Genomic DNA, 19,581 nt, shown 5'->3' with positions numbered 1-19,581 from the left:
CCCCACCTTGGCGCGGCGGCGCCGGGGCGGCAACGTGGCGGCCGATTCGATGCGGGGGCGTTCATGCAGGTCACGATCCTGGGCGGCGGGGGGTTCCTCGGCCGGAAACTGGCGGCGCGCTTCGCCGCCGATGGCGCCATCGGCGGCAGGCCCATCACCGGCCTGACGCTGTTCGACCTGAACCAGCCCGCGCCGCTGGACGCCCCCTTCCCCATCCGCTGCCTGGCGGGCGACGTGGCCGACACCGCCACGCTGAAGGCCGCCATCCCCCCCGGCACCAGCATCGTCATCCACCTGGCCGCCGTCGTCAGCGCGGCGGCGGAGGCCGATTACGACCTCGGCATCCGCGTCAACATCACCGGCACCCAGGCCCTGATTGATGCCTGCCGCGCCCTGCCCGAGCCCCCCCGCGTGGTCTTCACCTCCTCCGTCGCCTCCTTCGACGGGGGCCAGGATGCGATGGTGCCGGATGAGGGCCGGCAGTTGCCCACCAACAGCTACGGGGCCCAGAAGGCGATCGGGGAGTTGCTGCTGGCGGATGCCACGCGGCGCGGCTTTCTCGACGTGGTCTCGATCCGCCTGCCGACGGTGATGGTCCGCCCCGGCCGCCCGAACCGCGCCGCCAGCTCCTTCGTCTCCGCCGTGGTGCGCGAACCGCTCCTCGGCCTGCCCGCCCAGTTCCCGGTGCCGGAGGATTTCCGCGTCTGGGTCTGTTCCCCGCGCCGCGCGGTGGATTGGCTGGCCCACGCCGCCGGGATGGACAGCGCCACGCTCGGCCGCGACCGCGGCATCAACCCGCCCGGCATCTCCGCCACCATCGGCCAGATGCTGGACGCGCTCGCCGCCGTCGCCGGCCCCGAGGCCCGGGCGCTCGCCAAGCGCGTGCCGGATGCGGAGGTGGAGGCGATCGTTGCCGGCTGGCCCGCCGCCTTCGCCGCCACCCGCGCCCCGGGCCTCGGCTTCGTCCGGTCAGAATCGCTGGAAGATCTGGTGCGCGCCTTCATCGCGGATGACCTCGACGCCACGCGGCGGGACCGCGGGATGGCCTGACACCAGCGCCGCCCGGCCCGGGGCAGGCACCACGCAGAAGGGGATGCTGATCGCCGCGCGCCAATCCTCCGCGCCCGGCCCGCGCCCCGCGCCGGCCGGCACCAGCCGAGCCTCCCGCGGCGGGATCACCACGGGCTCCGCCGGCGGTTGCTCCACGCCCGGCCCGGCGATGCCGGCCAGCACCGCCGCCGGCCAGGGATAGGGGTTGCGCAGCCGCAGCCGGTATTCCACCCGCCCCGCCTGGCCATCCGCCACCGCCTCGATGGCTTCCGCCACCAAATGCCCATCCTTCGCGAAGGGCCCGACCCTGCAGGGCAGCGGCGTCTGCGCCAAGGCGGGGAAGCCGAACAGGGCCAGACAGGCGATCGGGACGGCGTGGCGGGGCATGTGGCGGGGCATGGTGTCACCTCGGTGGGCGCCCCGCTTCTGCCCCAGCGGGCCCCCGGCCGGCCAAGACGCGGTTCCTCTCGCCGCCATCGGCAATGCCTCTGGCCTGGCGCGCCCTTGCCGCGCCCCCCGCTGGCCCGCCATGCTGGCACCAACAATCCAGGGAGGATCCACCATGACAACCCGCCGCGCCCTGCTGGCCGCCGCCGCCGGCACCGCCGCGCTGCTCGCAGCCCCCCGCATCGCGCTGGCCGCCTGGCCGGCCGATAGGGCGATCGAGGTCATCGTCCCCTTCCCCCCCGGCGGCGGCGTGGACAACATGGTCCGCCCCATCATCCACTTCGTGCAGCCCCGCCTGCCCGGCGCCCGCTTCGCCGTGGTCAACCGCGCCGGTGCTGCGGGGCAGCTGGGGTTCGAGGCCAATTTCAACGCCGCCCCGGACGGCTACACGCTCGGCGCCGTCACCAACACCGCGATGCACGCCATCGCGGTCGAACGCCGCCCCCGCTACCGGCCGGAGGATTTCACCTACATCGCCAATGTCGTGGACGACCCCGGCGGCTTCTGGGTGCGCGCCGACAGCCCCTGGCAGACCCTGGCCGACGTCCAGGCCGCCGCCCGCCGCAACCCGGAGGGCATCGGCGTCGGCACCGCCGGCATCGGCAGCGACGACCACCTGCTGCAACTCGGCTTCGAGGAAGCGGCGGGCTGCCGCCTGCTGCATGTCCCCTACAACGGCACCGCCCCCGTGATGCGCGATGTCCTCGGCGGATCGCTTCCCATCGGCAGCCTGAACATGAGCGAGGGGCTCCAGATGCTGCGGGAGGGCCGGATGCGCTGCCTCGGCCAGGGCGGGCCGACGCGCTGGGCACCCACCGGCCAGGTCCCCACCTTCCGCGAACAGGGCTTCGACGTGCTCGGCGGTTCCGCCCGCGGCATCGCGGGCCCGCCCGGCATGCCGGCCGAGATCGTGGAGCGCCTGCGCAATGCCTTCCGGGAGGCGCTGGCCGACCCCGCCATGATCGCCGATGCCGAACGCACCGGCATGCCACTCCGCCCCCTGATCGGCGAGGACTACAAGCGCATGATGACGGAGGACTACGCCGCGATCCGCGGCCTGTGGCAGCGGCGCCCCTGGCGGGAGGGGTAGCACCCGCCTGACGGGCTTGACCCCGCCTCGGAAACATCCCTACGGTTAACCGTAAGGTTAATCATAGGAGCCATCCCATGGCCGGCCGCGTCATCCTGCTCCTCGGCACCCGCAAGGGCGCCTTCATCCTGAAGGGCGATGCGGGGCGGCAGGCCTGGTCGCTGCGCGGTCCCTTCTGCGAGGCCTGGCCGATCAACCACATGATCGGCGACGCCGCCACGGGTCGCATCCTGGCCGGCGGCGGCAATGAATGGTTCGGCCCTGCCGTCTGGCAATCCGACGACCTCGGCGAGACCTGGACCCATTCCAGCCAGGGCCTCGCCAACCCGGAGGGCGAGGCGCCGGTGAAGGCTGTGTGGAGCCTGGCGCTGGCCCATGGCGTCCTCCACGCGGGCGTGGAGCCCGCCGGCCTGTTCCGCAGCACCGATGGCGGCCGCAGCTTCACGCCCCTGCCCGCCCTGAAGGCCCACCCGTCCCGCCCCCATTGGCAGCCCGGCGGCGGCGGGCTGATCCTGCACCACATCGTCCCGCACCCGCAGGACCCCGCCAGCCTGCATATCGCGATCTCCGCCGCCGGCGTCTTCCACACCGCCGATGGCGGCGAAAGCTGGGAACCCCGCAACCGCGGCACCCGCGCCGACTACGCGCCGGAGGACCAGCGCTACCCCGAAGTCGGGCAATGCGTGCACAGCCTGGTCATGGCCGCCGGCCAGCCGGACCTGCTCTACCAGCAGAACCACTGCGGCATGTATCGCAGCCCGGATGCCGGCCGGAACTGGACCAGCATCGAGGCCGGGCTCCCCTCCTCCTTCGGCTTCCCCGCCGCCGCCCATCCGCGCGACCCGGATACGGTCTTCCTGCTGCCCCTGAACGGCGACACCGCCGGCCGCTTCATGCCCGATGCCTCCGCCGCCGTCTGGCGAAGCCGGGACCGAGGCAAGACCTGGCAGGCGCTGCGCAGCGGCCTGCCGCAGGGCAACGCCTTCTTCGGCGTGCTGCGCCAGGCCATGGCGGTGGACCGCCTGGACCCCGCCGGCGTCTATTTCGGCACCGGCAGCGGCGAACTCTACGCCAGCGCGGATGAGGGCGAGACCTGGCGCTGCATCGCCCGCCATTTGCCCACCATCACCTCCGTGGAGACGATGGTGCTGCCGTGACGGTCTCCGTCACCATCCCCGCGGCGCTGGCGCGCCTGTTCCCCGGCGCGCCTCGTCGGTTCGAGCTTGAGGCCAAGACGGTGGCGGAGGCGATCGCGGCGCTGGAGGCGCGCCACCCCGGCATGAAGGGCCGGATCTGCGACACCACCCCCGCCATCCGCCGCCACATCAATGTTTTCGTCGGCGGCGAAAAGGCGGGGCTGGCAACGCCCCTGCCCCCGGGCAGCGAGATGCTGGTGATGACGGCGATCAGCGGCGGCTGACGCTCAATGCCCTTCCGCGCGGAAGAACACCCCGCCCTTCGCCGCCATCGCCGTGCGCCAGGCGACATGGCCGGTGATGCCCGTGGCAACGCCCAGCGCAACCCAGCACAGCAACGGATGGAAATCCTCCACCATCACCAGGATGGCGAAGGCGGCGGCGGGGAAGGTGAAGCTCCACCAGACAATGCTGAAGGGCAGCGCCGCGAAGTGCCGCGCCATGGAAACCAGCACCGCCGCGATCAGCACCGCGAGCCCCGTCAGCGCCAGGCTCGCGCCCCCCGCCTGCCCCGTCAGCGCCACCAGCGCCAGCGCCCCCACCGCCGGCGGCGCCAGGAAGATGGCGACGGAGGGCAGCAGCGGCGCCGGCAGTTTCGGCCCGGCGAAGAAGCGATGCAGCAGCAGCGGCATCATGATCAGCCACAGCAGCAGCCCCACGCCGAACATCATCCAGGACGCATCGATGAAGCCCATCCGCGCGCCCAGCGCCGGCGCCAGGATGTTGCCGACGAAGGGGATCAGCAACGGCGGCGCCAGCATTGCCGCATCGGCGCGGCCCAGCAGCACGCGGCGCAGCAGCAGCATCGCCACCAACAGGTGCAGCGGCACCGCCAGCGCCCACAAGGCAGCGCCCAGCCGGGGGGCGTAGGGCCAGGCCGCGGCGGCGGTGATCATCAGCCCGATGGTCGGCGCCGCCAGGAAGGCCAGCCGTATCGGATTCGCGGCCTCCTGCGCGAAGGCATCGGGATGCCGCCACCAGCGCCACCCCTGCGCGCCGACGATCCCGACCCAGACCAGCACGGTCAGCGCCAGCAGCGCCTCCCCCACCAGCCCCGTGATGTCGAGCGTCAGCGCGGCCTGCCGCCAGGCCAGGCCGACCCCGCCCAGGCCCATCGGCATGGCCAGCAGCGGCAGCGGCAGGAAGGCCAGAGTCGGCGCCGTCCGCATCACCTGGTCGATCTTCACAATGTCACGCTGCCCCTGAACATCGGCACGCAGCCGCCACCAACCGTCGCCCGGATCCCATCCGGGGACCGCCGCGCCGTGGTGCGCAGCAGGCTCGGCCGCCCCATCTCCACCCCCTGGGTTATGTCCCAGGCGCCTTGCTGCGCGCCCGACAGGTGCAGGAGAAAACCCGCCAGCGGCGTTGCCGCGCTGCCGGTCGCCGCATCCTCCCAGGTCCCGGCAAGGGGCGAGAACATGCGGGCCCGCAACCCAGTCCCCTCCGGCCGATAGAGATACAGCGACAGCTTGCCGCCCAGCGCCGGCGTCTCCGCCACCGCACGGCGGAACGCCGCGATATCCGGTGATGCGGCGGCCATCGCGGCTTCCGTCACCTCCACCAGCAGGCGAGGGTTGCCGCCATCGCTGGCGATGGTGGGATGGTGCCGCGTGGTGACGATCCCGGCGGGGTCGATCCCGGCACATGCGGCCGCGATCTCGACGCTCATCGCCGGCCCGATCGTCAGCGCCTGCGGTGCCGCGATGGTGGCGCCCGTCACGGTGCCGGCCGCGTCGCGGTCCAGCCGCACCTCGACCAGCCCCGCGATCTCCTCGAACCGCAGCAGCCCCTCCACGGCACGCTCCGCCAGCACATAGCCCGTGCCGACATTCGGGTGCCCCGCGAAGGGCATCTCCGCCGTGCGGTGGAAGATCCGCACGCGCGCCGTGTTGGCGGGGTCCGAAGGCGGCAGCACGAAGGTGGTCTCGGAGAGGTTCATCTCCGCCGCCAGCGCCTGCATCTCCGCGTCGTTCATCCCCCGGGCATCGGGGAACACCGCCAGCTGGTTGCCGCCGAAGCGCCGGTCGGTGAAGACATCGACCGTGACGTAGTCGTAGGTTCTCAAGAAAGCTGCTCCACCCGCGCCGGGTCCATCGTCACGCCATGGCCGAGCGGCCCATGCCCCTGGCCGAGCCCTGGCGCCGCCAGCATCGCCGCCCGCACATAGCCCCGCGCCCGCACCACCGCCGCCCGCAGCCCCATGCCCTGCGCCAGCCCGCAGGCCAGGGCCGAGGCCAGGGTGCAGCCCGTGCCATGGGTATGGCGGCTGTCGATCCGCGCGCTCTCGAAGCTCTCCATGCCCTCCGCCGTCGCCAGCAGGTCCGTCAGCACGGGGCCGTCGAGGTGCCCGCCCTTCAGCAGCACCGCCCGCACGCCCTGCTGCAGCAGCGCATCGGCCGCGCGCTTCATGTCATCGACGGTCGTGATGGTCAGTCCCGTCAGCGCCTCGGCCTCCGGCAGGTTCGGCGTGATGATGGCGGCCATCGGCATCAGCCGCGCCTTCAGCGTCGCCACCGCCTCCGCCGCCAGCAGCGGGTGCCCGCCCTTGGCCACCATCACGGGGTCCGCCACCAGCGGGATGCCCGGGCCGTAGACCTCCAGCGCGCCGCACACCGCCTCGATCGTCGCGCTGTCCGCCAGCATCCCGGTCTTGATCGCGTCGGCGCCGATATCCTCCAGCACCATCCGGATCTGCAGGCGGATGAAATCGGCAGCCACACCGACCACCCCCTGCACCCCCAGCGTGTTCTGCGCCGTCAGCGCCGTCACCGCCGTCGCGGCGAACCCGCCAAGCGCCGTGATCGCCTTGATATCCGCCTGGATGCCCGCGCCGCCGCCGGAATCGGACCCCGCGCAAACCAGCACCCTGCCCCGGGGCGCGGTCATTCCGCCGCCCCCACCTTCTTCAGCGCGCCCGCCGCCGCCCGGGCGCGGATCAGCGCCGCCAGATCGTCCACGGTGCCGCGCATCTCCCCCTCATCCTCCGCTTCCGCCATCACGCGGATCAGCGGCTCCGTCCCGCTCGCCCGCACCAGCACGCGCCCGCGCTTGCCGAGCCGCTCGCCGGCGGCCTCGATCCCCCGCTTCACCTCCGCATCGCCGAGCGGGGAGGCCCCCGTGAAGCGGATATTCACCAGGCGCTGGGGCAGAGGCTCGAACCGCCGGCAGACCTCGCTGGCCGGCCGCCCTTCCTCCACCAGCAGCGCCAGCACCTGCAGCGCAGCCACCAACCCATCCCCCGTGGTGCCGAAATCGGACAGGATCACATGGCCGGACTGCTCCCCGCCCAAATTGCAGCCAGCCTCCCGCATCCGTTCCCCCACATAGCGGTCGCCGACCTGGGTGCGATGCAGGGCCAGGCCCAGCCCCTCCAGGTGCCGTTCCAGACCGAGGTTGGACATGACGGTCGCGACGACGCCGCCGCCCACCAGCCGTCCCTGCCGGTGCCAGGACCCCGCGATGGTGGCCAGGATCTGGTCCCCATCGATCACCCGGCCCTGTTCATCGACCAGCACCAGCCGGTCCGCATCCCCATCCAGCGCGATGCCGAGATCCGCGCGCCTCTCCCGCACCAGCTCCGCCAACTTGCCCGGCGCCGTCGCCCCGCAATCCCGGTTGATGTTGAAGCCATCGGGAGAAACACCGAGCGGCACGACCTCCGCCCCCAATTCCCACAGCACCGTCGGCGCCACGCGGTACGCCGCGCCATGCGCGCAATCGATCGCGATGCGCAGCCCATCGAGGCTGCGCCCCTTCGGAAAGCTCGCCTTCGCACTCTCGATGTAGCGCCCCGGCGCGTCCTCAAGCCTGTTGGCCCGCCCCAGCTTCGTCGGCGCCGCCAGGGACTCGAGAAAGTTGGGCGCATCCATCAGCGCCTCGATCTCCGCCTCCTGCGCATCGGACAGCTTGAGGCCGTCCGGCCCGAACAGCTTGATGCCGTTATCCTCGAAGAGGTTGTGGCTGGCCGAGATCATCACGCCGAGGTCGCAGCGGAGGCTCCGCGTCAGCATGGCGATGGCGGGCGTCGGGATCGGCCCCACCAGCATCACATCCATCCCCGCGCCGACGAAGCCCGCGGTCAGCGCGGGTTCCAGCATGTAGCCGGACAGGCGCGTATCCTTGCCGATCACCACGCGGTGCCGGTGGCTGCCGCGGTTGAAGAACCGCCCCGTCGCCTGGCCGAGCCGGAGCGCGGTGCCGGCATCCATCGGCGGCTGGTTGGCCTTGCCGCGAATGCCATCGGTGCCGAAAAGCTTGCGAGGGGGCGTGCTCATGCCGCGCTTCTAGCGCCCCGTCCGGCGCTTTGAAATGCGGACCTACTCCGCCATGGCCCCCGGCCCCCGCACCGCCGCTTCCGGGCATTTGCCGAGGATGATCATCCCCAGCACCTCATCCTTCGTCACGTCACGGGTGCGCGCCGTGCCGACCAGCCGCCCGTTCTTCATCACGCTGACCCGGTCCGCCAGGTCGAAGACATCATGGATGTCGTGGCTGATCAGGAAGATGCCGATCCCCTGCGCCTTCAACTGCTTCACCAGCTCGCCCACCTGCGCCGTCTCCGCCGGCCCCAGCGCCGCGGTGGGTTCATCCATGATGAGGATGCGGGCGTTGAAGTGGATGGCCCGCGCGATGGCGACGGATTGCCGCTGCCCGCCGGACAGCGCCCGCACCGGTTCCTTGAAGCGCCGGAAATGCGGGTTGAGCCGCGCCATCACCTGGCGCGTCGCCGATTCCATCGCCGCGTCATCCAGCATCCCCCAGCGCGTCACCAATTCGCGTCCGAGGAAGATGTTGGCCGCCGCATCGACATTATCGGCCAGCGCCAGCGTCTGGTAGATCGTCTCGATCCCGTAGCGCTTTGCATCGCGCGGCGTCGCGATCTCGGCGGGCTGCCCTTCCACCAGGATCTCCCCGGCATCGGCGCGATAGGCGCCCGACAGCACCTTGATGAGCGTGGACTTGCCCGCCCCATTATGGCCGAGCAGCGCCACCACCTCCCCCGGCATCAGATCGACGGAGACATCGTCCACCGCCTTGATGCCGCCGAAGGCGATGGAGACGTTCCGCATTTCCACGAGGGGCGTGCTCATCGGATGCGCTTCCTCCACGCCCCGTCGAGCCAGACGGCGAAGACCAGCACCAGGCCCACCACGATGTTCTGCAGCGGCGTATCCACGCCCAGCAGCACCATGCCGGATTGGAGCGACTGCATCACCAGCGCCCCCAGCATGGCCCCCGCCACCGTGCCCATGCCGCCGGCCAAGGAGGTTCCGCCAATGACGGCGGCCGCGATCACATACAGCTCGTCCAGCGTCCCCGCGGCATTGGTCGCGGCATTCAACCGGGCGGTCGCGATGCAGGCGGAAAGCCCGGCCAGCGCGCCCATCAGTCCGAAGACCATCATCAGGCTGCGCCGGGTATTCACGCCCGAAAGCTCCGCCGCCTCCGGGTTGCCACCGATCGCGAAGACGTAGCGGCCGAAGCGCGTCCGCGTCGCCAGCACCGTCATCGCGACACCGACCAGCAGCGCCACGATCACCGGAATGGCCAGCCCATGCGGGATGAACAGCCCGCCCGGCGGCCAGGCGATGCCCTGCGCCTCCGCCATCCGCCGCGCCACGCCGACCGGGATGGGATAGCTGTTCGCCACCGCCACCGCGCCCACCACTGCCAGGCAGGCGAGGCCCATCAGCACCCCCTCCGCCCAGCCCGGCCGCACCGGAAACCCGAAGGCGAGGCGCCGGCGCCGCAGCATGACCATCCCGGCCACGATCGCCGCGCAGGCCAGCGCCGCCAGTACCCAGGAGGCCGTGGCGCCGATCGCGCCCTCGATCCCCCCGCCCAGCATCCGGAACTGGCCATCCATCGGCGCGACGGTCTGCCCCTGCGTCACCCACCAGGCAGCACCCCGCCACACCAGCAACCCGCCCAGCGTCACGATGAAGGACGGGATGCCGAGATAGGCGATGAGGCTTCCCTGCATCAGCCCGATCACGCCCCCCAGCGCCACCCCCACCGCCACCGCGATGAAGGCCGTCGCCGGATGTTCGAGGCCCAGCACCTCCGGCAGCCAGCGCGCCTGCACCACCCCGACCACCATGCCGACGAAGCCCAGCACCGCGCCGACGCTGAGGTCGATGTTCCGCGTGACGATGACCAGCACCATCCCGCAGGCCATGACAGCGACGGAGGCCGTCTGCACCGAGAGGTTCCACAAATTGCGGGGCGTGAGGAACGCCCCGCCCGACAGCACGTCGAACCCCACCCAGATCACCGCCAGCGCGGCCAGCATGCCGACCAGGCGCGGATCGACCTCCAACTGCCTCATGCGGCAGGGCTCAGTTGCACGCCTGCACCCGGCCCGCCGGAACCCCCTGGCACACCGCGGCCCTCGGCGCCCAACCCGCCTCGATCACCAGGCCGAGATTCTCCCGCGTCACCGGCACCGGCGCCAGGAAGCGCGCCGTCATGCGCGCGCGCTGCGGGCCCTCATTCCACTGGGTCGCACCCGGCACCTCCGCCAGCCGTGCCCCGCCCGCGAGCCGCAGCGCGATCTCCGCGGCGGTCTTGCCGAGTTCCCGCGCATCCTTCCAGATGGTCACGGTCTGCGTGCCCTGCGCGATCCGGTTCAGCGCGGCGCGATCCGCATCCTGGCCAGAGACCGGCACACTGCCTGCCAGCCCCTGCGCCGCCAGCGCCGCGATGGCGCCGCCCGCCGTGCCGTCATTCGCCGCCACCACCGCATCGATGCGGTTGTTGTTGCGGGTCAGCATCTGCTCCATGTTCCGCTGCGCATTCGCGGGCAGCCAGCCATCGGTATAGGCCTCCCCCACATTGCGGATGCGGCCGGCATCGATATGCGGCTTCAGGATCTCCATCGATCCACGGAACAGGAAATCCGCATTGGGGTCCGACGAACTGCCCTTGATGAAGGCGTAGTTGCCGGCAGGCTTCTGGGCCAGGACGCTGCGCGCCATCATGCGGCCGACCTCGACATTGTCGAAGGTCAGGTAGAACACCTCCGGCATCTCGATCAGGCGGTCATAGCCCACCACGGGCACGCCTTCGTTGATCGCCTTCTGCACGCCGGGCCGCACCGCGGCCGCATCCTGCGCCAGCACGATCAGCGCCTTGGCGCCACGCGCCAGCAGGCTTTCGATATCCGTCAACTGCTTGCCCGGGTTGGACTGCGCATCGGCCGAGAGGTAGCTGCCCCCCGCCGCGCGGATCGCCGCCTGGATCGCGGCCTCATCCGTCTTCCAGCGTTCCTCCTGGAAGTTGGACCAGGAGACGCCGACCACCGGCCCCCTGCCCTGCGCAACAGCGCCCAGCGCCGGCAGCGCGAGCGCACTGCCCAACAGCCCACGCCGCGTGAATCGATTCATCATCGTCGCCTCCCCTTCAACCGATCGTATGCACGACCTTGCTGAAAGGTAGGCTCATGCGCCGCCGCGCCCCGCGTCAAGTACGACGTGTATTCACCGGCCTAGCCGTCTACTTCCTCGACACCACCCGCCGAAACCGCGTTCCAGACCGCGAGGGCCTGCACGGTTTCCGAGACATCATGCACCCGGATGATCGCCGCCCCATGCGACGCAGCATGCAGCGCCGCCGCCACGGACCCCGCCACGCGGTCCACCGGAGTCTCGACCCCCGACAATTCCCCGATGAAGCGCTTGCGGCTGGCGCCGAAGACGATGGGCAGGCCAAGCCCCGCCAGCAGCGGCAGGCGCTCCATCAGCGCCAGATTGTGCGGCAGCCGCTTGCCGAAGCCGATGCCGGGATCGATCGCGATGCGCCCGCGCGGGATGCCCATCCGCTCCACCGCCGCGACGCGGTCGGCCAGGAACTGCGCGACCTCCAGCGCCACGTCGCCGTAGCGGGGGTCCTGCTGCATGGTGCGCGGGTCGTCGCCCAGCATGTGCATCAGGATCACGCTGGCCTCACTGCGCGCCAGCACCCGCGCGGCCGCGGGGTCGTGGCGCAGCGCCGTCACGTCATTGACGATCTCCGCCCCCGCCTCCAGCGCCGCCAGCATGGTCGCGGCGTTGCGCGTATCGACGCTGATGGTGGCGGCCTTCGCCAGTTCGCGGATCACCGGCAGGATGCGCCGGCATTCCTCCTCCGGCGCCACGGGCTGGGCGCCCGGCCTGGTGCTCTCGCCGCCGATGTCCAGCAGGTCCGCCCCCGCTTCCAGCAGCATGTGCCCGGCATCGATGGCATTGGCGTGGTCCGCGAAATGCCCGCCATCGGAGAAGCTGTCCGGCGTGATGTTGAGGATGCCCATCACCAGCGGCCGCCCGCCCTCATGCGGCAGTTCGAGCCCGGCAAAGGCGGAGGGGGCGCGCGTCAGCGCCAGCACCCGGTCCTGCCAGCCATCCGGCACATCGGCCAGCGCCAGGGCCCCTTCCGGCGCCCCATCACCCAGCAACCGCACCATGGTGAAGGCGCCCGGCCCGCCCGCCAGCGGCAGCGCCAGATCGGCGGCCACCGCGATGGCGGCGGCGCGGCCCTGCAGCAGGCCCAGTGGCTCCACCCAGTGTTCTGTCACGACTCGCCGCCCCGGTATCCGCCCTGTGCCCAACGATGACGCGCCACCCGGCAATCGGAAACCCGGAATCGAAAAGGCCCGCACCTTGCGGCGCGGGCCTTTCCGTTCAGGGCTTGTCGCCCGGCGTCAGCTTCCCGGCTTCAGGTCCCGGGCGCCGGGGCGAAGCCGCCACCCGTGCTCGGGCGCGGGTTGGGACGGCCGCTGGACGGCACGCTGCCACGGCCCTGGTTCACCGGCTCATCCGGGCGCGACCGCACGATCGGCTCGCCCTTGATGATCAGCTTGATCTCGTCGCCGGAAATCGTCTCGTGCTCCAGCAGGCCCTTCGCCAGCAGGTGCAGCTCGTCGATGTTCTCGCTCAGCACCTTCGTCGCACGGGCATAGGCGGAGTCGATGATCGACCGGATCTCGGCATCGATCTTCCGCGCCGTCTCCTCGGACAGGTTCTTCGACTGCGTCACCGAATGGCCCAGGAACACTTCCTGGTCGTTCGACCCGTAGGCGATCATGCCGAGATTGTCGGACATGCCCCATTCCGTGACCATCCGCCGCGCCTGGTCCGTCGCCATCTTGATGTCGCCGGAGGCACCGTTGGACACCTTGTCGGAGCCGAAGATCAGTTCCTCCGCCACGCGCCCGCCCATCGCCATGGCGAGTTCCGCCTTCAGCTTGGATTTGTGCTTGGAATAGCGGTCGCCCGCCGGCAGGGACATCACCAGGCCGAGGGCACGGCCGCGCGGGATGATGGTGGCCTTGTGCACCGGGTCGCATTCCGGCTCGTACATCGCCACCAGCGCGTGGCCGGCCTCGTGATAGGCCGTCATGCGCTTCTCATCCTCGGACATGACGAGGCTGCGGCGCTCCGCCCCCATCATCACCTTGTCCTTGGCCGCCTCGAACTCCGCCATGCCCACGGTCCGGCGCCCGGTCCGCGCCGCCAGCAGCGCCGCCTCGTTCACCAGATTGGCCAGGTCGGCGCCGGAGAAGCCCGGCGTGCCGCGCGCGATGGTCTTGGGGTCCACATCGGAGGCAAGCGGGACCTTCCGCATGTGAACCCGCAGGATCTTCTCCCGCCCGTTCACGTCGGGGTTCGGCACCACCACCTGGCGGTCGAACCGGCCCGGACGCAGCAGCGCAGGGTCCAGCACGTCCGGCCGGTTGGTGGCCGCGATGATGATGACGCCTTCGTTCGACTCGAAGCCGTCCATCTCCACCAGCATCTGGTTCAGCGTCTGCTCGCGCTCGTCATTGCCACCGCCGAGGCCCGCACCGCGGTGGCGACCCACCGCGTCGATCTCGTCGATGAAGATGATGCAGGGGGCGTTCTTCTTGCCCTGTTCGAACATGTCGCGCACGCGGCTGGCGCCGACGCCCACGAACATCTCGACGAAGTCGGAGCCGGAGATGGTGAAGAAGGGGACATTCGCCTCGCCGGCGATGGACCGCGCCAGCAGCGTCTTGCCGGTGCCGGGGGGGCCGACCAGCAGCACGCCCTTCGGGATCTTGCCGCCGAGGCGCTGGAACTTCTGCGGGTCCCGCAGGAATTCCACGATCTCCTCCAGCTCGCTCTTCGCTTCCTCGATCCCCGCGACGTCGTCGAAGGTCACGCGGCCCTGCTTTTCCGTCAGCAGCTTGGCCTTGGACTTGCCGAAGCCCATGGCCCGGCCGCCGCCGCCCTGCATCTGGCGCATGAAGAACACCCAGACGCCGATCAGCAGCAGCATCGGGAACCAGCTGAGCAGGTAGTGGAACAGCGGATTGACGTCGCTTTCCTCCGGCCGCGCGACGACGCGCACGCCCTTTTCCGTCAGCCGCGTGACCAGCTGCGGGTCTTCCGGCGTGTAGGTCTGGAAGCTGCGCCCGTCATTAAGCTGGCCGGTCACGGTCCGGCCCGTGATGGTCACGTCCCGGACATGGCCGGCGCTGACCTCGTTCAGGAAATCGGAATAGGCCACCTGCGTCGCCGCGCGGCTGCTGCCGCCCGAAGGCTGGAACAGGTTGAACAGCGCCACAAGCAGCAGCGCCACAATCACCCACAGCGCCAGGTTCCGGCCGAAATTGTTCACGTTGGCATCCCTTTGGGGCTTCCCAGGCTGGCCGTCTCGCACCGACGCGAGGGGCGGGCCGCTCCACTGCACAGATAGGAACGCTGCCGCCCTCTTCCATCCCAGGACCGCAATGCTCAGGCACATGCCCCGCCCGCCGGCGCGAAGCGCAGGCGGCATGCGGGGTGGGCTCCGGGTGGAGGATAGGACAGCCCGGGCGTCGCGACCAGCACGGTGTCGCGATGCAGACCCGCCATCGTTCGCACCACCGCTTCCGGCAGCCAGGCCGGCCGCGGCAGCCGCGCCGCGCCCAGCGGCCCGATCACGCATCCCTCCGGCGGCACCCCCTCCAGCACGAAGCGCCCATCCCAGCGCGCGCCCGGCACCGCCGGCACCGCCGGGGCCATGGCCGCCTCCTCCCGCAGCAGCAACCCGCCCTGCATGAGCCGCACCCCGCCCAACGTCCCGGCGCCGCGGGCCAGCAGCGCCGCCGCCGCCGCCTCGGCCGGGGCGTAGTCGCCCCCCGAAACCGCGCGCACCAGCACCGCCAGGGCCGCGGCCGCCACGCCATCCCGCCCCAGCAGGGCCAGGTCCAGCCGCGCGAACCCCTCGGGATGGAGGCGCGCCGCCGCGCCGATTCGCGCCGCCACCTCGCCCTCCGCCACCCCCCGCCGCCGCGCGAAGGCCGAAGCGGCCTCCGCCAGCGCCGCGATGGCCGGCCCCTCCCCGCCCGGATCGGCCAGGGCCGAGCGCAGCCGCACACGGGTGAAGCCGCGGTTTTCATTGGAAGGATCGCGGATCGGCGCCAGGCCCGCCGCCGCCACCACCGCCTCCAGCCGTACCGGCGCCACGCCCAGCAGCGGCCGGATCACCAGCGCGCCCCCGGCGCTGCGTGCCGCTGCCATGCCGGCCAGCCCCGCGGGCCCGCTGCCCGCGAAGCCCCGCAGCAGCAGGGTCTCCGCCTGGTCGCCGCGATGCTGTCCCAGCGCCAGCCAGGGCGCGCCCACCGCGGCACAGACCCGGAGCAGCGCCGCGATCCGCCCCGCCCGCGCCCGCGCCTGGACACCCGTCCCGCCATCCAGGCCCAGCGCCTCGACCCGCGACTCGATGCCCCGCGCCGTCATCCAGGCCGAAACCCGCGCCGCTTCCGCCGCGCTGTCCGCCCGCAGCCCGTGATCCACGATGCCCGCCACGGCGCGCCCGCCCCGACCCCGCGCCCAGCGCGCCAGCAGCAGCGCCAGCGCCAGGCTGTGCGGCCCGCCGGAGACACCCGCGACCACGACCGGCGCGAGGCCGAAGGGCCCGAGGGGTTCCATCAGCGCGTCGAATTCCGACGCCCCGATGGCCCCCGGGCCATCCATCACCTTTTCGAGAGCTTTGTTAACGCGCCGCGGTCAGCGGCATTGCGCCCGCCGCCGCGCATCCGCCACGCGTTCCGCGAGGGCGCCCGACAGGTTCGGGTAGCGGCTCCGCAAATCGCCCAGCTGGCCGCAGGCGTCGCGGTTGTTGTTCAGCCCGATCAGCGCGTTGGCCACGCCGAGCATCGCTTCCGGCGCGCGGGATCCCTGCTGGTTGCGGCGGAAGGCGTCGTCATAGGCGATGGCGGCGGCGGCGAAGTCCCGCTTGCCGGACAGCGCATCGCCGAGCAGCAGCTGCGCATCCGTGGCCCGCGCCGAATCACGCGCCGCGATCACCTCCCGCGCCGCGGCCTCCGCGCCCGCGAAGTCCCGCCGCGCCAGCGCCGCCTGGCCTTCCTGCAGCGCGCGCTGCGGCGGCCGGGCCAGGGCGGCCGGCTGCGCCTGGGGCGAAGCGCCGGCCTGGGCCGGCGGGGTCGCGGCCGGCCGGGCGGGTGTCGCCCCGGGGACTGCCGCGGGGGCTGCCGCGGGTGCCCCCGTGGATGCGGCCCCGCCGGGCCGCGCTGCTTCCATCTGCTGGAAGCGGAAATCCACGTCGCCGGTCAGCTTCTCCACCCGCTCGCGCAGCTCGCGCTCACGGAATTCGGCCTGCTCCGCGCGGCCGCGCACGCTGCGCAGCTCCTCCTCCATCCGTGAGACGCGATCGAGCAACTGGCCGACGAGTTCGCCCTGCGGCGCCTGCTGCTGCTGGGCGGGGCGGGGCGCGGCGCCACCGAAGCCCAGCACGGAACTGCCACCGGACGGCGCAGGCTGGGCACCGGCGCCCCCGCGCCGCAGCGCCTCCATCTCCTGCCGCAACTGCAGGATCTGGTTCTGCAGCGCGATTCCCTCCCGCGTCTCGACCTGCGCGCGCGCGGGCGGCGCCAGGACCATCGGCGCGGCCATCAGGGCCGCGGCAAGCATCAGGGGGCGAGAGAGGCGCATGGCGCTTTCCTTTGTCACGTTCCGGAAGCCGCTGGCCGGAAGCCGCGGGGATGGGGGCGGACCATCCGCCCCCATCCCCGCTGCGGCCCGGTCAGCGAACGACCGTGACCGCGCGGCGGTTCTGCGACCAGGCGGTCTCGTCGGAGCCGAGCGAGGCCGGACGGTCCTTGCCGTAGCTGATCGTGGAGATGCGGGCGGAGGCGACGCCACCGGCCACCAGCACATCGCGCGCCGCATTGGCGCGGCGCTGGCCGAGCGCCAGGTTGTATTCGCGCGTGCCGCGTTCGTCGGCGTGGCCTTCCACGGCGACCTGCACCTGCGGGAAGCGGCCGAGCCAGCCGGCCTGGCGCTCCAGGACCGAGCGCTGGTCGGCACGGATGCTGCTGCGGTCGGTGTCGAAGAGGACGCGGTCGCCGACATTGGCGACCAGGTCTTCCTGGCTGCCCGGGCGCGGGCCGCTCGCCGTCGTGGCGGCGCCACCGCCGGCCGCGCCGGCCGTGTCGGAGCCGGAGCCGCAGGCGCCGAGCAGGGTGAGCGCTGCGAGCGCGCCGATGACCTTGATGTTCATGGCTCTGAAAATCCTTTCAGGGTTGGGCTGTCTTGTGCCGCGGGCGTTAACGGCACGCGCCCGCAAGGTCAAGAATCCGTGCGGCGGCATCATGGCAACGTGCTTGGAGTTCTGTGCACGGAACCATGTTAACGCCGCAACATCACGGCGCCGCTTTCCTGGGTATCGAAATGCATCCGACGCGGCGCGCCGGATGCGCGGCCGCCTCAGCTCAGCAGCGGGCTCCAGGCGGGGTCGGACGCATCGGTCGGCGTCACCATCCGCCGCTCGTTGAAGCCCGCGATGTCGATCTGCGACAGGGTGGAGGAATAGCCGCCGCCCCGCGAATCGCGCGCCGGCGTTTCCCGGTAGAAGGCCAGCACGCGGCCATTCGGCGCGAAGGTCGGGCCTTCCATCGCCCAGCCCTCGCTGAGAATCCGTTCCCCGGACCCGTCGGGCCGCATCACGCCGATGCCGAACTGCCCGGCGGAGATGCGGGTGAAGGCGATCAGATCCCCGCGCGGCGACCAGACCGGCGTCGCATAGCGCCCATTGCCGAAGGAGATGCGCCGCGCCCCCCCGCCATCGGCGGACATGACGTAAAGCTGCTGGTCCCCGCCGCGATCCGAATTGAACACGATCTGCGTCCCGTCCGGCGAATAGCAGGGCGAGACATCCAGCGACCCGCCGCTGGTCAGCTGCCTTTCGCGGCGGCTGCCGATATCGACGCTGAAGATGTTGGCATCGCCGCCCCGGCTGGCGGAGAGCACGACGCTCCGCCCATCCGGGTGGAAGCGCGGGCTGAAGGTCATGCCGCCGAAGCTGCCCAGCACCTGCTGCTGCCCGGTATCCAGGTTGAACAGGTAGACGCGCGGCTCGTTGCGGAAATAGGACATGAAGGCGACCTGGCGCGCATTCGGGTGGAAGCGCGGCGTCAGCGCCTGGAAGCTGCCATCGGTCAGGAAGCGATGGTTCTCCCCGTCCTGGTCCATCATCGCCATGCGGCGCGTGCGCCGGTCGCGCGGCCCGCTTTCCGCGATGTAGACGATCTGCGTATCGAAATAGCCCTTCTCGCCCAGCAGACGCTCATAGATCACGTCGCTGATGAGGTGCGCGATCCGCCGCCACTGCGCGGTCGGCGCCGTGAAGGCGGTGCCCTGCAGGTACTGTTCAGGCAGCACGTCCCACAGGCGGAATTCCACCCGCAGCCGGTCGCCGCTGGCTTCCACCCGCCCCGTGGTCAGCGCCTGCGCGCCGATCACGCGCCAATCCTGGAAGCGCGGCCGGTCGGCGGCGGCTTCCGGCGTCTGGATGAAGGCCTGGCGCTCCACCGGGCGGAACAGGCCCGAATTGCGCAGGTTGGCCTGGATCACCTGCGCGATCTGGCGGCCCATGCGCTGCGCATCCGGCCCAGCGCCCGCAATGTCCGGCACCGCGATCGGCACCGGGTCCGTCCGCGCCCGCGTCACGTCGATGACGGTGGTCGGCTGCCCCTGCGCCGCCGCGCCATCCGGCAGCAGGCTCGCGATGACCGAACCGCCGATACCGGCGAAGACATGGCGGCGCGAGAGCCCGAAGCCCGGCAACGTCATCGGATGAAACCCCTCGGCGAGAAGTTGAACTGGAACTCATTCACCGCCTGCAACCGGGCACGCGGCACCGGCAGCGGGCTGCAGGCCGGGTCGAGCAGCGCCCGGCGGGCCTGCTCATACAACGTCCTGGCGCGCGGATCACGGGGCACACCCTCCGGCCCCGGCCTCACTTCCCGGATAACGCCGGCCTGGTCGACGATGGCGCGCAGGCTCACGGTCAAATCACTGAGCCCGAGCATCCCCTGGTCCACCCGCCAGCATTCGGCGACGCGTTCGCCGACCGCGCGGCGATCGCCGGCGGAAAGCGGGTCCTGCCCCTGCGGTGTGCCGCCGGAGGGCGCGGGGCGCCCGGCGGCCGGGTTCGGTCGCGCCGTCGGCGGCTGCTGCGCGGCCTGCTGCTGGCGCAGCCTCTCCAGCGTGTTCTGCACGCTGGTCGAACGCTCCTCCGGCCTGGCCACGGGCGGCGTCTGCCCGGTGCCGGTCGGCGTGGATTGCGGCTGCGGCGGGGCCGGCGGCGGGGGTGGCGGCGGCAGCGGCAGCGCATTCTCCGGCGGCCGCGTGGGCGCGGCCGGCGTCGGTGGCGTGGGCTGCGCCGGTGTGGGCTGCGGCGGGCGCGGCGTCGGCGGCGGCGGGGGTGGAGGTGGCGTGGGCGTCACCGCGCTCGGCGCCGGCGGGGGCGGCGGCGTCACGGGGCGCGGCTCCGGCGGCCTGGCCTCCGGCG

Annotated in this window: 20 protein-coding genes; 5 read left to right on the top strand and 15 right to left on the bottom strand. The window is 71.9% G+C overall.

Features of this window, described 5'->3' with window-relative positions:
• Positions 1 to 63: 63 nt before the first annotated feature.
• Positions 64 to 1,050 carry a D-erythronate dehydrogenase gene (gene denD, locus ACTIE5_RS16075; protein ID WP_439550713.1) on the top strand — a complete coding sequence of 329 codons (987 nt, stop codon included), beginning with the start codon at positions 64 to 66 and terminating at the stop codon, positions 1,048 to 1,050.
• Here denD and ACTIE5_RS16070 read toward each other — a convergent pair.
• On the bottom strand, positions 970 to 1,449 hold the full coding sequence (locus tag ACTIE5_RS16070; protein ID WP_439550712.1) for a hypothetical protein: 480 nt from the start codon (positions 1,447 to 1,449) through the stop codon (positions 970 to 972). The genes denD and ACTIE5_RS16070 overlap by 81 nt on opposite strands.
• 163 nt (positions 1,450 to 1,612) lie before the next feature.
• Between ACTIE5_RS16070 and ACTIE5_RS16065 the strand changes: the two genes are divergently transcribed.
• The 3 genes from ACTIE5_RS16065 (at position 1,613) to ACTIE5_RS16055 (ending at position 4,007) form a co-directional block, all read left to right on the top strand.
• The gene (locus ACTIE5_RS16065; RefSeq protein ID WP_439550711.1) at positions 1,613 to 2,587 is read left to right on the top strand and encodes a tripartite tricarboxylate transporter substrate binding protein; all 975 of its coding nucleotides are present in this window, start codon (positions 1,613 to 1,615) and stop codon (positions 2,585 to 2,587) included.
• A 77-nt stretch (positions 2,588 to 2,664) separates the two neighbouring features.
• Positions 2,665 to 3,744, top strand: coding sequence for a WD40/YVTN/BNR-like repeat-containing protein (locus tag ACTIE5_RS16060; RefSeq protein WP_439550710.1), 1,080 nt, complete (start codon positions 2,665 to 2,667; stop codon positions 3,742 to 3,744).
• The gene (locus tag ACTIE5_RS16055) at positions 3,741 to 4,007 is read left to right on the top strand and encodes a MoaD/ThiS family protein (RefSeq protein ID WP_439550709.1); all 267 of its coding nucleotides are present in this window, start codon (positions 3,741 to 3,743) and stop codon (positions 4,005 to 4,007) included. Before ACTIE5_RS16060 ends, ACTIE5_RS16055 begins: the two co-directional genes overlap by 4 nt.
• 3 nt (positions 4,008 to 4,010) lie before the next feature.
• Here the strand turns inward: ACTIE5_RS16055 and ACTIE5_RS16050 are convergent, their stop codons facing one another.
• The 14 genes from ACTIE5_RS16050 to ACTIE5_RS15985 all read right to left on the bottom strand — a co-directional run bounded on the left by ACTIE5_RS16050 (position 4,011) and on the right by ACTIE5_RS15985 (position 19,288).
• Positions 4,011 to 4,970, bottom strand: coding sequence for a hypothetical protein (locus ACTIE5_RS16050; protein WP_439550708.1), 960 nt, complete (start codon positions 4,968 to 4,970; stop codon positions 4,011 to 4,013).
• Entirely contained in the window at positions 4,967 to 5,851 is an 885-nt protein-coding gene (locus tag ACTIE5_RS16045; protein ID WP_439550707.1) for a PhzF family phenazine biosynthesis protein, read from the bottom strand. The genes ACTIE5_RS16050 and ACTIE5_RS16045 overlap by 4 nt, the downstream gene beginning before the upstream one ends.
• The gene (gene thiD, locus ACTIE5_RS16040) at positions 5,848 to 6,672 is read right to left on the bottom strand and encodes a bifunctional hydroxymethylpyrimidine kinase/phosphomethylpyrimidine kinase (RefSeq protein ID WP_439550706.1); all 825 of its coding nucleotides are present in this window, start codon (positions 6,670 to 6,672) and stop codon (positions 5,848 to 5,850) included. The genes ACTIE5_RS16045 and thiD overlap by 4 nt, the downstream gene beginning before the upstream one ends.
• Complete coding sequence (gene glmM, locus ACTIE5_RS16035; protein WP_439550705.1) at positions 6,669 to 8,060, bottom strand: phosphoglucosamine mutase; 1,392 nt, start codon at positions 8,058 to 8,060, stop codon at positions 6,669 to 6,671. The genes thiD and glmM overlap by 4 nt, the downstream gene beginning before the upstream one ends.
• A 42-nt stretch (positions 8,061 to 8,102) precedes the next feature.
• Positions 8,103 to 8,876 (bottom strand): ATP-binding cassette domain-containing protein, encoded by a 774-nt coding sequence (locus ACTIE5_RS16030; RefSeq protein WP_439550704.1) that lies wholly within the window; start codon positions 8,874 to 8,876, stop codon positions 8,103 to 8,105.
• The gene (locus ACTIE5_RS16025) at positions 8,873 to 10,114 is read right to left on the bottom strand and encodes a sugar ABC transporter permease (protein ID WP_439550703.1); all 1,242 of its coding nucleotides are present in this window, start codon (positions 10,112 to 10,114) and stop codon (positions 8,873 to 8,875) included. The genes ACTIE5_RS16030 and ACTIE5_RS16025 overlap by 4 nt, the downstream gene beginning before the upstream one ends.
• A 10-nt stretch (positions 10,115 to 10,124) precedes the next feature.
• Positions 10,125 to 11,174: a D-xylose ABC transporter substrate-binding protein gene (gene xylF / locus ACTIE5_RS16020; protein ID WP_439550702.1), complete on the bottom strand. Its 1,050-nt coding sequence runs from the start codon at positions 11,172 to 11,174 to the stop codon at positions 10,125 to 10,127.
• Between the two features lie 98 nt (positions 11,175 to 11,272).
• Complete coding sequence (folP, locus tag ACTIE5_RS16015; RefSeq protein ID WP_439550701.1) at positions 11,273 to 12,337, bottom strand: dihydropteroate synthase; 1,065 nt, start codon at positions 12,335 to 12,337, stop codon at positions 11,273 to 11,275.
• Positions 12,338 to 12,477: 140 nt separating this feature from the next.
• Positions 12,478 to 14,403: an ATP-dependent zinc metalloprotease FtsH gene (gene ftsH / locus ACTIE5_RS16010; RefSeq protein ID WP_439550700.1), complete on the bottom strand. Its 1,926-nt coding sequence runs from the start codon at positions 14,401 to 14,403 to the stop codon at positions 12,478 to 12,480.
• A 116-nt stretch (positions 14,404 to 14,519) separates the two neighbouring features.
• Positions 14,520 to 15,743, bottom strand: coding sequence for a tRNA lysidine(34) synthetase TilS (gene tilS / locus ACTIE5_RS16005; protein ID WP_439550699.1), 1,224 nt, complete (start codon positions 15,741 to 15,743; stop codon positions 14,520 to 14,522).
• Positions 15,744 to 15,776: 33 nt separating this feature from the next.
• The gene (locus tag ACTIE5_RS16000; RefSeq protein ID WP_439550698.1) at positions 15,777 to 16,721 is read right to left on the bottom strand and encodes a tetratricopeptide repeat protein; all 945 of its coding nucleotides are present in this window, start codon (positions 16,719 to 16,721) and stop codon (positions 15,777 to 15,779) included.
• A gap of 91 nt (positions 16,722 to 16,812) precedes the next feature.
• Entirely contained in the window at positions 16,813 to 17,289 is a 477-nt protein-coding gene (gene pal, locus ACTIE5_RS15995; RefSeq protein ID WP_439550697.1) for a peptidoglycan-associated lipoprotein Pal, read from the bottom strand.
• Positions 17,290 to 17,495: 206 nt separating this feature from the next.
• Complete coding sequence (gene tolB / locus ACTIE5_RS15990; protein ID WP_439550696.1) at positions 17,496 to 18,860, bottom strand: Tol-Pal system beta propeller repeat protein TolB; 1,365 nt, start codon at positions 18,858 to 18,860, stop codon at positions 17,496 to 17,498.
• Positions 18,857 to 19,288 carry a hypothetical protein gene (locus ACTIE5_RS15985; protein WP_439550695.1) on the bottom strand — a complete coding sequence of 144 codons (432 nt, stop codon included), beginning with the start codon at positions 19,286 to 19,288 and terminating at the stop codon, positions 18,857 to 18,859. Before ACTIE5_RS15985 ends, tolB begins: the two co-directional genes overlap by 4 nt.
• Here ACTIE5_RS15985 and ACTIE5_RS15980 point away from each other — a divergent pair.
• A partial coding sequence (locus tag ACTIE5_RS15980; protein ID WP_439550694.1) for a hypothetical protein occupies positions 19,278 to 19,581 on the top strand: 304 nt, incomplete at its 3' end. The two genes, ACTIE5_RS15985 and ACTIE5_RS15980, sit on opposite strands and share 11 nt — an antisense overlap.

The organism is Falsiroseomonas sp. (assembly GCF_051859025.1).
Lineage (GTDB): Bacteria > Pseudomonadota > Alphaproteobacteria > Acetobacterales > Acetobacteraceae > Falsiroseomonas.
The sequence above is the reverse complement of the archived record's forward strand: the minus strand, read 5'-3'. Positions and strand labels throughout refer to the sequence as shown.